Below are 13107 nucleotides of genomic sequence, written 5' to 3' on the forward strand. Positions count from 1 at the left end.
CACGCCGCCAGCGTTCGTCCTGAGCCAGGATCAAACTCTCCATAATAGAGAACTTAATATAAGCTCTAGTTTTTTGCTGGCATCCAACTTGATGTCCATTTTTGAACGTCCGTCCCTACTATCTAAAGTAGAGGACTTGGTTCGGTTTTGTCGTCCGCACCCAACGGGGGTCGGGTCGGCGACTTGTATATCTTGACGTCTTGCATGTTCAGTTTTCAATGTTCATAATGTTCTGTCGCTTGTTTTGGCGACTTACTTAGTATATCTTGTATCAATTTTCGTGTCAATCACTTTCTTAAAATAATTTATCAGCAAAACTGATAATTGTGAAGGACAAGTAATAATATACCGTGTACAGTTTAGAAACACAAGTACTTTTTGAAAAAAAGTAGATGTTGTACAATTCACACTTTTTATACAAGATTGCATATGCGAAAATAACATTACTAGAAGAAAGGTGGGAATAAAGTGGAAGAGTTAGTTGCTTTCCAAGAAGTCGCCTTAAAGTTGACTCTTGCCGCGTTTTTAAGTTTAATCATCGGTTTAGAAAGGGAACTGAAAAAGAAGCCAGTTGGCCTAAAGACTTCTATAGTAATTGCCACCTTTAGTTGCCTCCTCACTTACATATCTATAGAAGCTGCGTATAATGCTTCAGGAAGTGATGAAGTAAATATCACAATGGATCCCCTTCGACTTGCAGCTCAAATTGTGAGTGGTATAGGTTTCTTGGGCGCTGGTGTCATACTTAGGAAAGGGAACGATAGTATTACCGGTTTGACAACGGCAGCCATGATCTGGGGTGCTGGAGGAATAGGAATCGCTGTTGGGGCAGGTTTTTATTTAGAAGCTGCATTCAGTGTATTCATTATATTGATAGGAATTGAAATACTTCCTCCCCTTCTGACAAAGTTAGGTCCTAAGCGACTTCGCATGAGAGATGTCTCTCTGCATTTATGGATGACAAAGTATGAAGACATTGACCGGGCCTTAGATTTTATTACGCAACAAGGGGGAACAATACAAGATATTCAGATTAAAGATCATTCGTATGACTTAGTTTCACGACATGAGTTGCGTCTTCGAATTTCTATACTTAATAAAATTAAACCAATTGAGTTTTATAAATTGTTAAAACAACAAGACTATATTCAAGCAATGGAAATTGAAGCAATTGATTAGGAGGAAAATAGATGAGTGATTTTTTTTGGTCTTTTAAAAGGCGGAAACAAACCATCGTTGATGGCAGCTATTATTAACTCATTTAAAGCGGTTATGAAAGGTGGGGCATTTCTATTAACAGGAAACGTCGCGATGTTTGCGGAAATGATGCACTCCATCGGAGATGCAGTCAACCAGTTCTTCGTATTTATTGGATCAGCTTTATCTAAGAAAGCACCAACCCCTCGTTTTCCTAATGGATTTGGTCGACTCGTCAACTTAGTTGTATTATCGGCAGCTATTATAGTAGGGATTCTCGCATACGAGACGATTAAAGAAGGATGGCATCACATCTTCCATCCAACAGAGTCAGGTGGACTAGCCATCATTTTAACTGTCCTACTGATTGCCTTCCTACTTGAAGTATTCGTTCTATATAAAGCTGGAAAAGAAGTTTTACATGAAGCGCGCGTGAAGGGTGGTTTTTTGGCGCCTCTTACAAAGAGTTTTGGGAATCTCAATCGTGCAAAACCGGCAACAAAACTCGTCTTTATGGAAGATTTAGTTGTAACAGTTGGTAACTTAATGGCAGCAATCGCTGTTATCTTTGCTCACTCCACTGGCTTTCTCGCAGCTGAAGGTATTGTTTCTATTATTATTGGACTCATGTTATTTTATGTAGTGTTTAAGGTGTTTTTAGAGAATGCTCGCGGAGTCATTGGGGAAACAGATGAGCAAATGTTGAATCACATCGCCTATCTCATCTCTGAAAACCCACATATTAAAGATATTCAACGTCTTGAAGTGGTGAAAGAAGGTGAATATCTTCATGTTGAAACGGAAGTAGAAATTGATCATTCCCTTCCTTTCAATCAAATTGATGACATTCAAGATGAGCTGTCGAAAATCATTTTAAGTCAGCCTGGTGTAACAAACATTGTCATTTCCTTTGATGAAAATGATGGAGTAAAAACATGGAAGCACTATAAAGAACCAAGTACTGTATTAAAAACACACGATGCGAAATAGCATCGTGTGTTTCATTTTTATAGTGCTGCTTTTAAAATGGTTCGAACATCTTCTGCTACAAGTTTAGTAAAGTTTCCAAACGGGCCATAAACGAGAGTTTTATCTACCATATCTTCAATACGGTCATCCCCAATGTTGTAATCCTTTAATTTCTTTGGAGCCCCGATAGACGTCCAGAAATCAACAAGGCGATCAATCCCTTCGAACGCCACGTCTTCATCTGATTTCCCTTCCGGATTAACGCCAAATACCTTCACCGCCATGCGAGCAAAGCGAGCTGGGTTTACCTTTACATTGTGTCGCATCCATTCTGGGAAGATGATTGCGAGTCCTCCTGCATGAGGAATATCGTAGATGGCGGAAACTGCATGCTCAATATTGTGACTAGCCCAGTCTCCGTTATACCCCATCTGTAAGAAGTTGTTAAGTCCTAACGTCCCCGCAAACAGAATGGTCTCACGGTATTCATAATTAGTGAGATCCTCCATAAGTTTAGGTGCTGTTTCGATGACTGCACGCATAACCCCTTCAATCATCTCATCTTGTACAGGGGTGTTTGTTCCATTGTTATAATACTGTTCAAACATATGCGACATCATATCGACGATGCCATAAACGGTTTGGTCAGCTGGAACTGTAAACGTATGCTCTGGATCCAGAATTGAAAATTTCGGAAAACTGAATGGACTGCCCCATCCATATTTTTCTTCCGTCTCTTCATTGGTAATAACGGAACCTGCATTCATTTCAGAGCCTGTTGCTGCAAGTGTTAATACCGTTCCAAGTGGCAGCGCATCTTTAGGTTGTGCTTTACGAGTAACGAAATCCCAAGGGTCTCCATCATACTTTGCTCCTGCGATGATCAGTTTCGAACAGTCGATCACCGATCCCCCACCGACAGCAAGTACAGCGTCAATGTCATGCTCTTTACAAATCGCAATGCCTTTCTTTGCAGTAGAGAGACGAGGGTTTGGTTCTACACCGGCAAGCTCGTGAACTTCAAATCCACCGGAAGAGAGCTCATTCATGACCTTGTCGTAAAGACCATTTTTCTTAATACTCCCTCCACCATAAACAACTAAAATCTTTTTACCAAAAGGCGCTAATTCTGTGGAAAGTGTGTTTAATTGGCCTTTCCCAAAAATCAATTTTACAGGATTGTAAAAACTAAATGAGTTCATTTTAACTGCTCCTTTCGTACGTTCTTTTCTATCCTACAGCAGACACTCATTCACGTCTAAAAAAAAGCCTCCCAACGGGAGACTTTTCTTAGACCCAACCGCGGAAGCGTGAAGCTTCTGCCGTACGTCGAACACCTACCATATATGCAGCTAAGCGCATGTTGATATTTCGTGTAGATGCGACATTATAAATATTTTCAAATGCGTGGACCATTTTTTTATGAAGCTTTTCGCTTACTTCTTCTTCCGTCCAGTAGTATCCTTGGTTATTTTGAACCCACTCGAAGTAAGAAACGGTTACTCCGCCTGCTGATGCAAGTACGTCTGGTACTAATAAAATGCCACGGTCATGAAGAATTTTAGTGGCTTCAGAAGTGGTTGGGCCGTTTGCAGCCTCTACCACGATCGTAGCTTTGATGTTATGTGCATTATCTGAGGTGATCTGGTTTTCAATTGCCGCTGGTACAAGAATGTCACAGTCAAGCTCAAGAAGTTCTTGGTTCGTAATCGTGTTTTCAAATAATGTAGTCACCGTACCGAACGAGTCACGACGGTCAAGCAAATAGTCAATATCAAGGCCGCTTGGATCATGTAAAGCGCCGTAAGCATCGGAAATCCCAATTACTTTTGCACCTTGGTCACTTAGGAATTTCGCTAAAAAGCTTCCTGCGTTACCAAACCCTTGAATCACAACACGCGCGCCTGTCATATCGATACCAACTTTTTTCGCAGCTTCATTGATACAAATTGTTACACCTTGTGCTGTTGCACGGTCACGACCTTGGGATCCACCTAATACAAGTGGTTTACCCGTGATGAAACCTGGTGAGTTGAATTCGTCAATTCGGCTATATTCATCCATCATCCAAGCCATGATTTGCGCATTTGTAAATACGTCTGGAGCTGGAATATCTTTTGTCGGTCCTACAATTTGACTCACTGCACGTACATATCCACGACTCAATCGTTCAAGTTCGCCCATGGACATTTCGCGAGGGTCACACGTTACGCCACCTTTACCTCCACCATATGGTAAATCTACGATTCCGCACTTTAATGTCATCCACATGGAAAGTGCTTTCACTTCTTCATCAGTAACACCCGGGTGGAAACGAACCCCACCTTTTGTAGGTCCAACTGCATCATTATGTTGTGCACGATAGCCAGTAAACACTTTCACTGTATTGTCGTCCATACGCACTGGAATGCGTACTTCAAGCATACGAAGTGGTTCTTTTAGCAATTCATACATTGCATCGTCATACCCTAATTTTTGCAAAGCTTCTTGAACAACTGCCTGTGTCGATGTAAACAGGTTTAAATTTTCAGCCATTTTATCCATTCGCCTCTTTAATAATAATAGTAGAATTCAGTTTTATTGTAACATAGTCCCATTGGTTTTGTTAGGCAAAAACTTTTTTTATACGCTCTAGAGCCCAGTCGAGTTCTTCCTTGGAAATGACAAGTGGTGGTGCGAAACGAATCACTGTTTCGTGTGTTTCTTTACAAAGCAACCCTAGCTCTTTCAGCTGTTCACAATATGGTCGTGCTGCTTCATGCAGTTCAAGACCAATAAATAGACCTCGACCGCGTACTTCTTTAATCGAAGGGTGCTGAATTTTTTGTAATTCTTCTTTGAAATACGTACCTAAATCTTGAGAACGCTTCGCAAGTTCTTCATCGATTAATACCTCAAGAGATGCAATAGAAACTGCACAAGCTAATGGGTTTCCACCAAATGTAGAACCATGAGAACCTGGGTTGAATACGCCAAGGACGTCGCGGTCTGCAACGACGCATGAAATCGGGAAAACGCCTCCCCCTAGTGCCTTACCTAAAATATACATATCCGGATTCACATCTTCCCATTCAGATGCAAACATTTTACCCGTACGAGCAAGTCCTGCTTGAATCTCATCGGCAATGAAGAGAACTTTATTTTCTTCACAAAGTTCTTTTGCTGCTTTCATGAATCCTTCTGGTGGAATAACAATTCCAGCTTCCCCTTGAATCGGCTCCATCATGAAGGCCGCTGTGTTCGGAGTAATAGCAGCTTTTAAAGCTTCTAAATCTCCGTAAGGAATCAATTTGATACCTGGTAACATCGGGCCAAAACCACGCTTGTATTCAGGGTCAGAAGACAATGAAACCGCCGTCATCGTACGACCGTGGAAATTCCCTTCACAAGCGATCACTTCCGCTTGATTTTCCGCTACACCTTTCACATCATATGCCCAGCGACGAGCTGCTTTAAATGCCGTCTCAACCGCTTCCGCACCCGTGTTCATTGGTAGAGCCATCTCTTTACCAGAGAGTTTTGTGATTAGTTCATACCAAGGCCCAAGTTGATCATTGTGAAATGCACGGGATGTTAATGTCACGCGGTCCGCTTGATCTTTCAATGCTTGAATAATTTTTGGATGACGGTGCCCTTGGTTCACTGCAGAATACGCAGAGAGCATATCCATAAATTTATTTCCTTCTGGATCCTTAACCCAAACACCTTCTGCTTCAGAGATAACAATCGGAAGTGGATGATAGTTATTCGCACCGTACTTTTCAGTTTGTTCAATAACTGCTGTCGTTTTTGACATAAAATTCCCTCCTTATATGTAGAAAAAAGGCAGACTCACCGATTGAGATGGTCTGCCTGATTTGGGTGAATTAAAGCATTTCTGAAGTTGTTTTCGCTTGCATGTGTAACTGGATGTAATCCGGTCCACCTGCTTTTGAATCCGTACCTGACATATTGAATCCACCAAATGGTTGGTATCCAACAATGGCACCTGTACAACCACGGTTGAAGTAAAGGTTTCCTACATGGAACTCTTCACGTGCTTTTTCGATATTCATACGGTTTGTTGAGATAACAGCACCTGTTAGACCGTATTCTGTGTTGTTTGCGATTTCAAGCGCATGGTCGAAATCCTTCGCAGACGTGATTGCAAGAACTGGTCCGAAGATTTCTTCTTGCATAATGCGTGCTTGTGGATCGACATCTTTAAATACAGTTGGCTGGATGAAGAAACCTTGTGAATCGTCACCAGTACCACCTGTTAACAACTCGCCTTCACCTTTACCGATTTCGATGTACTCCATGATTTTTTTGAAAGCAGAGCCGTCGATAACTGGACCCATGAAGTGCTCGTCTTTATCTGGAACGCCCACAGTTAATTCATCTGTTAATTCTTTCACGCGTGCGACCACTTGATCGTATACGTCTTCTACGATAACTGCACGTGAACATGCAGAACATTTTTGTCCGCTGAAACCAAATGCAGATTTCACGATAGATGTTGCTGCTAGTTCTAGATCCGCTTCTTTATCGACTACGATTGTATCTTTACCGCCCATTTCAAGAATTGTGCGTTTGATCCAGATTTGACCTGGAGATAGTTTTGCTGCTTTTTCAACGATTCCTAGACCTACGTCACGTGAACCAGTGAAGCTGATTAAGCGAGTGCGTGGATGCTCAACTAGGTAGTCACCGATTTCAGCACCAGAACCTGGGATAAAGTTGACAACGCCTGCTGGCATACCAGCTTGCTCAAGTACCTCTACAAATTTGTAAGATACGATTGGTGTTGTTGATGCTGGTTTAAGAAGTACTGTATTCCCTGCGACCATCGCTGCTACTGTTGTACCTGCCATGATTGCGAATGGGAAGTTCCAAGGAGATATAACAACGGCTACTCCTAGTGGAATGTAATTGAACTGGTTGTATTCACCTGGACGTGATTCAACTGGATGACCATGTTTTAACTTCAGCATTTGACGACCGTAGTACTCAAGGAAGTCGATAGCTTCAGCTGCTTCAACGTCTGCTTCAATCCACGTCTTACCCGCTTCTTTTGCAAGAAGACCAGAAAACTCGAATTTACGACGACGCATGATCGCTGCTGCTTTGAAAAGAACATCTGCACGTGTTTCAGGTTTTACTTTGCTCCACGTTGTGAATGTTTCATCTGCAATGTTCATTGCTTTTTCGGCAATGTCACGAGTAGCTTTGGATACTTTCCCAACAACCTCTGTTTTGTTGGCTGGGTTATATGAAACGATTTTATCTTCTGTAGTGATACGCTCGCCGCCAACGATTAATGGATACTCTTCACCCATATACCCTTCGACAGTTTGAATACCTTCTTTAATTTTGCGTTGATTTTCTTCTAGTGAGAAATCTGTGAATGCTTCATGTTTGTATGGAATCATGTGAGAAACATCCTCCCTTAGTTAGTTTAGTGCAAAAAATATTTGCACTTCATTTTCATTTACATATATAATAATGCAAAAGATTGTTGCGTTTTTCAAGTAATATATTGTATTTTCCACGAAATATTTTTAGGAAGTGACAAACATGAACTCTGTAACGACTTCTCTGCTCCCGTTTTATCGCTATGCAATGGACCAAGTTGGTGTGGGAATTCACGCCATCGACCGGTACGGGAAAACCATTCTTTATAATGATCAGATGCGAGAAATTGAAGGGCTTGACTCGACTGATGTAGCCGACCGCTCGATTCTCGAGATGTTCCAATTCGACAAACAAGAAAGCACGCTCCTACATGTCGTTTCTACAGGAAAAGCTGTGACGAAAGTGAAGCAGACCTACTGGAACAAAAATGGTCGAGAAATTACGACAATCAATGATACATATCCGGTAGTTGAAAATGGAGAATTAATTGGAGCTATTGAGTTTGCTAGAGATATCACGACTCTCGAGCGACTTGTCTATCAGCCACTTCGACGGTATAACGAACCAATCACTCTTACTTCATTGACTGCTGTGTCCAGTACCATGAGAACGGTTATTGAAAAAGCAAGAAGCGCCGCTCAAGTCCGTATGCCTCTTCTCTTGATTGGTGAAGCAGGAACCGGCAAAGACCTGATTGCAGAAGGGATACATCACCAACTACACCCGGAAAATCAGCAGTATATCAGTCTGTTTTGTCACAGTTCAGATCCCCTCCTTGTCAATAAATTTAAAGATGAATTAAAACATGTGTCTAACTCCACTATATTTTGTGAACGCATCGATTTATTATCGCTTGATTTGCAAAAAGAATTGCTTGGTATCCTTCAAATGACGACTGGGAAAAATAATTTATTTATCGCGAGTGTGGGAAGTGACCCTATCGACCTCGTTGCAGACCGATTACTCAGCCGAGATCTGTATTACTACTTTGCCAGTATGACGATTACCGTCCCTCCGCTCCGCACGCGAAAGGAAGACATTGAACCATTCATTCTTGACTATTTCAGAAGGTTAGAAGATCGACATGGTCAAGGAAGGATTGAAGTCACTCGCGATGTGATGGACCAGCTTCAAACGTATGATTGGCCCGGAAATTTAAAAGAACTTGAACTGCTACTTGATGAAATGGCAGCCATGCTACCTGCTGAATCCACTGTGACACCTGATATGCTTCCACTACATTTTCGCTATAAATTAACTGTGCAGCAAGAGACAGAAGTATCCGCTGAAGATTTTATCTTAACGAATGAGCGAGAATTGTTACCGCTCGACCAGTATTTGAGACAAGCCGAAACTTATTATCTGCAGAAAGCCATCGAAAAATACGACGGCAATATCACAAAAGCCGCAGAAGCGCTCGGCATGAGCCGACAGAATCTCCAATACCGATTACGCAAGTTGCGAAAGTCACTTGCTGAAAATGACAAAAACCAGGGACCTCATTAAGAGATCACCTGGTTTTATTTGAGTGATTTTTTTATCCAACCTTCTAACCGGTTCTTCAGCGCATCAAAGCCACCTGCATCTTGCTCATCAATACGTTCTTGTAAAGGCACGCGCCCCCGTTCATCACGTTTATGATGAAACGGGCGGTCTTGCATTGCACGAAGAGAAAGACTGATTTTCCCTTCCCTCTCATCTATTTCAAGTACTTTCACTTTGACTGCTTGTCCCACTTGTAAAAAATCGCTTACATCTCGAACGTAGCCATACGTAATTTCAGATATGTGGATGAGTCCTTGCGTGTCATCTGATAAACTTACGAATGCGCCGTATGGTTGAATACCTGTGACAATACCCGTTACAACATCTCCTACTTTGTAATTTTTCATAAGGATTGCTCCATTCTATTGTGAAAGAAATCGCCTGTAAGGCCACTTCCAGTATAGCATAAAATGAAGCCACATTCATTACTGGGTAGGCATGAACGGTATTTTCCAGCCATCATCTGTTTTGATGAGTTGGAAGGTGCGAATTCCTTCCTTTGCATCATGTCTTCCCTCTTCAGTCAACTGGATTTGAACAAGACCGGTATGCATATCGTACTCGTTGATACCATGATCAACAAACGAAAGTCTTTCCGCAAACTGATCGAATGGAAGGTCAGGACCTAGTGGTGCATCTTTGTATTCTTCCCAAGGTATCTGCATAAAGCGATCATCATCGATGTACATTTCATAGCGAAGTTCGATTTTACCAAGCTGCCCGTAATAATAATAGAGGCCTACGATTTCTTCGGGTGTCAATCCAGCGTATTTATCAGATGAATCCATCATCGCAAGCGTTTTGAAATGCTCGTGAATTTTTTGCATGAATGCATCATCCACTACGACAGGGTTAGACTCTTCACCAGGAACTCCGTAAAATCCATTATCTAAATTATCGAGGTGCGCAATGGCATCTTCGTAATCGAAATGCTCCCATAAGTCTGACTTCGTCCAGTTCGTGTTTTCCATTTGTTCTACGATTGGCCTGAAGATGAGCGCAGACAACGTGTATTCCGGTTGTTCTGCGTAGCGCTTCCACACCTCACGGAACTGTTGCTTCACTACCCCATTTTCAAACACTTCTCCTCGTTGCTCCTCGAGATTCTGACTCATGGTTCCTTTCGCGCTAAGGAAGAGAAGTGTTGCGAGTTCATGTTTTTCTTCATACATCGCGATTTCATCCGTTGCGTAAGCCGCTTCCATAGGAATAAATAATTCAGGTAAGGTAACGAGTTCTGGAATGATGTCTCCTCCGTACATTATCGGTCCTGCCTCGTAAAAATCAAGGATCGGGGCGAACATCGGGTCTAGCACTTCGTCGAGTAACTCACGGTCTGCGTCGTTGCTTCGCTTATAAATCATGCCATCCTCTGATTTTGCTCGGGCGTACTCCTGATAGCGCCAACTATACTGTTGAAGAACAGATTGAGACATCTGCAGATCCAGTGGGAGTTGTTCAAATTCATTTACCTTTTGTTGAACTAACTCTCTTGGGGTGTACAGTTCTTCTTGAATACGGTGCATAATATAGGCTACAAATTCATTTTCCGACCGACCGTTCGCCTCCTCCCAGTTCCCTGTCATATATCTAGAATACGTCTGTTTGGCTAGACTGACAGATGGCATCGAAAAATACTGTTCACGAGTTAGGCCACTTTTTTGAAATTGTTCGTTCTCGAGTCGTTCGAATTGTTGCTTCAACATCGAGGTAAACATTTTGTAATCAAAATCCGGATCTGCTGGTTCTATAGTTTCCTGTTCTTGAGTAGAGGTCGTCGTGTTATCAGGCAGCATGGAAGATCCTAAACCAAACAAGATGACAATGGAAGCAGCCGATAGAAGAGGAATATGCCATGCACGACGTTTACTTGGTTTTTTTGCAGTTTCCACTTTAGGTTGAAGTTCCTTCAATACGTGAGCAGAGTCCGTTCTATGTTCTAACCGGTCATAGGCACTTTTTAAGTTTTGAAGCCGCTTTTCAAAATCTTGCTCATTCATAGTGCGTTGCCTCCTGTTCTTCATATGCCGTTCGAAGTAAATCTTTAGCACGATGAATACGTATTTTCACCGTCGCGAGTGTCACACTTAATATATCTGCAATCTCCGTATAACTGCATTCTTGAAAATAATAGAGGACGAGTGGAACTCTATATTTCTCATCCAGTCGTTGGATCATCCTATGTAATTCTTGGTCTTCTTCTAAATCAAGGACGGTTGCCTCAGCCCCTATATTTGGGAGCATCCCTTGTTCACCGAACCTTTTTTCTTTTATCGTGAACTGCGTTTCTTTTCGATAATGATCTCTTGTTGTATTTAACGTGACTTTGTAGAGCCATGTAGTGAAACGGTCTTGTTTAAATTGATGCAAGAACCGATACAACCGGATAAATACTTCTTGAGAAATATCTGGGACATCTTGCCAGCTAGCACCACATTGATATGCAAAGCGTTCGACAGTCCCTCGATGTGTATAAATGAGCTGTTCATAAGCAATGAGATCACCTTTTTGAGCAGCCTGAATTAATTCTATCGTCACGATTGTCCCCCCTAGCTAGTCATGAAACGAACGATGTTTAGTGTTTGTTACACCACTTTCTTTATTTTTTTTAGAAATTCAGATACAATAAGGCAATTAGTTTTGAAGGTGGTTACTTATGAAACGTGATTCATTTAGTTCTAAAATTGGATTTATTTTAGCGGCGGCCGGTTCCGCAATTGGACTCGGTGCGATATGGAAGTTCCCCTATATGGCAGGAACCAATGGCGGTGGTGTGTTTGTCCTTTTATTTATTATTGCTACCCTGCTCATCGGTCTACCTATTCTTCTCGCTGAGTTTATTATTGGCAGACGCGGTCAGGCAGATGCTGTGACAAGCTTCGAAAAACTCGCTCCCAACAGTGCTTGGTCTTGGATAGGCCGTGCAGGATTTGTATTCTCATTTGCTATTTTATCTTTTTATTCCGTCGTTGGCGGGTGGATTTTATCTTATTTATGGATTTCTTTAGGAAATCTTCTTCAAACAGGCGCGATTGATTACGAAGCGATGTTTGCTTCGATGATTGCAAACCCTTGGCAAGCAATTGGGGCTCAGGCGATTTTTATGATTCTGACGATTTGGATTGTTTCTGGAGGAATCAAAGGAGGGATCGAACGTGCATCGACATGGATGATGCCTGCTTTATTCGTCTTTTTCATCGTGTTGGCTGTACGTTCTCTCACTCTTGAAGGAGCTATGGAAGGGGTCCGCTTCTTACTAGTGCCAGACTGGGGTGCACTGAATTGGGAAACAGCGCTCATGGCACTTGGACAAGCGTTCTTCTCTCTCAGTGTCGGGGTATCCGGTATGATCACGTATGCATCTTATCTCTCTAAAGAGATTAAACTGCCTCAATCTGCTTTTAGCGTTGCCGGAATGAATATTTTTATTTCTTTACTGGCAGGACTGGTTATTTTCCCTGCTGTATTCGCATTAGGATATTCTCCAGATGAAGGTCCTGGGCTGGTATTTATTATCTTACCAGCGGTTTTTGGAGAATTGGCATTCGGTTCATTATTCATGGTTCTCTTTTTCATCTTACTGTTGTTTGCTACGTTGACTTCGTCGATTAACATGTTAGAAATCACAGTTTCTATTGGTATTAAATCGAAATATGACCGACGTCGCCGTGCTTCCATCATCTTAGGAGCTTTTATCTTTGTCTTCGGAATTCCAAGCGCACTTTCCTTTGGAGTATTATCTGATTGGACAGTCGCGGGTCGGACATTCTTTGATACAACAGATTTCTTAGTGAATAATTTTGGATTACCTCTTGGGGCTCTGTTTATCTCGTTATTTGCAGGATTTGTTTTACCTAAAACTGCGACACAAGACGAACTGCAATTATCTAATGCACCTTATCAACTTTGGTTAGGACTCGTGCGATATGCCGCCCCACTCGTGATCGTCATCATACTTGTTCAAAAGATTTTTGAAATGATCACGACTTAAGTGTTCTTTTT

Annotated in this window: 11 protein-coding genes; 4 read left to right on the top strand and 7 right to left on the bottom strand. The window is 41.9% G+C overall.

Features of this window, described 5'->3' with window-relative positions:
- The first annotated feature begins 468 nt into the window (after window positions 1-468).
- Both ACFO0S_RS08345 and ACFO0S_RS08350 read left to right on the top strand, forming a co-directional pair.
- A complete protein-coding gene (locus ACFO0S_RS08345; protein WP_378141381.1) occupies window positions 469-1179 on the top strand; it encodes an MgtC/SapB family protein in 711 nt (236 codons plus the stop codon).
- 60 nt (window positions 1180-1239) lie between these two features.
- Window positions 1240-2187, top strand: a complete 948-nt coding sequence (locus ACFO0S_RS08350) for a cation diffusion facilitator family transporter (protein ID WP_378141715.1) — start codon at window positions 1240-1242, stop codon at window positions 2185-2187.
- 17 nt (window positions 2188-2204) lie between these two features.
- Here the strand turns inward: ACFO0S_RS08350 and ACFO0S_RS08355 are convergent, their stop codons facing one another.
- The 4 genes from ACFO0S_RS08355 to pruA form a co-directional block, all read right to left on the bottom strand.
- A complete protein-coding gene (locus ACFO0S_RS08355) occupies window positions 2205-3368 on the bottom strand; it encodes an iron-containing alcohol dehydrogenase (protein ID WP_378141383.1) in 1164 nt (387 codons plus the stop codon).
- 88 nt (window positions 3369-3456) lie between these two features.
- Window positions 3457-4701, bottom strand: coding sequence for a Glu/Leu/Phe/Val family dehydrogenase (locus ACFO0S_RS08360; RefSeq protein WP_378141384.1), 1245 nt, complete (start codon window positions 4699-4701; stop codon window positions 3457-3459).
- A gap of 70 nt (window positions 4702-4771) precedes the next feature.
- The gene (locus tag ACFO0S_RS08365) at window positions 4772-5962 is read right to left on the bottom strand and encodes an ornithine--oxo-acid transaminase (RefSeq protein WP_378141386.1); all 1191 of its coding nucleotides are present in this window, start codon (window positions 5960-5962) and stop codon (window positions 4772-4774) included.
- Between the two features lie 70 nt (window positions 5963-6032).
- Window positions 6033-7577 carry an L-glutamate gamma-semialdehyde dehydrogenase gene (gene pruA, locus ACFO0S_RS08370; RefSeq protein WP_378141388.1) on the bottom strand — a complete coding sequence of 515 codons (1545 nt, stop codon included), beginning with the start codon at window positions 7575-7577 and terminating at the stop codon, window positions 6033-6035.
- A 145-nt stretch (window positions 7578-7722) separates the two neighbouring features.
- On the opposite strand from pruA, the gene ACFO0S_RS08375 reads away from it, so the two are divergent.
- Window positions 7723-9066: an AAA-type ATPase lid domain-containing protein gene (locus ACFO0S_RS08375; protein WP_378141389.1), complete on the top strand. Its 1344-nt coding sequence runs from the start codon at window positions 7723-7725 to the stop codon at window positions 9064-9066.
- 14 nt (window positions 9067-9080) lie between these two features.
- Here the strand turns inward: ACFO0S_RS08375 and yugI are convergent, their stop codons facing one another.
- From yugI to ACFO0S_RS08390, 3 genes are all read right to left on the bottom strand, one after another.
- Window positions 9081-9452: a S1 domain-containing post-transcriptional regulator GSP13 gene (gene yugI, locus ACFO0S_RS08380; protein ID WP_378141390.1), complete on the bottom strand. Its 372-nt coding sequence runs from the start codon at window positions 9450-9452 to the stop codon at window positions 9081-9083.
- 78 nt (window positions 9453-9530) lie between these two features.
- A complete protein-coding gene (locus tag ACFO0S_RS08385; RefSeq protein ID WP_378141392.1) occupies window positions 9531-11105 on the bottom strand; it encodes a hypothetical protein in 1575 nt (524 codons plus the stop codon).
- Complete coding sequence (locus ACFO0S_RS08390; RefSeq protein ID WP_378141394.1) at window positions 11098-11643, bottom strand: RNA polymerase sigma factor; 546 nt, start codon at window positions 11641-11643, stop codon at window positions 11098-11100. Before ACFO0S_RS08390 ends, ACFO0S_RS08385 begins: the two co-directional genes overlap by 8 nt.
- A gap of 118 nt (window positions 11644-11761) precedes the next feature.
- Between ACFO0S_RS08390 and ACFO0S_RS08395 the strand changes: the two genes are divergently transcribed.
- Window positions 11762-13096: a sodium-dependent transporter gene (locus tag ACFO0S_RS08395; RefSeq protein WP_378141396.1), complete on the top strand. Its 1335-nt coding sequence runs from the start codon at window positions 11762-11764 to the stop codon at window positions 13094-13096.
- The last annotated feature ends 11 nt before the right edge of the window (window positions 13097-13107 follow it).

The organism is Chryseomicrobium palamuruense (assembly GCF_042649045.1).
In the GTDB taxonomy this organism is placed as follows: Bacteria; Bacillota; Bacilli; order Bacillales_A; family Planococcaceae; genus Chryseomicrobium; species Chryseomicrobium palamuruense.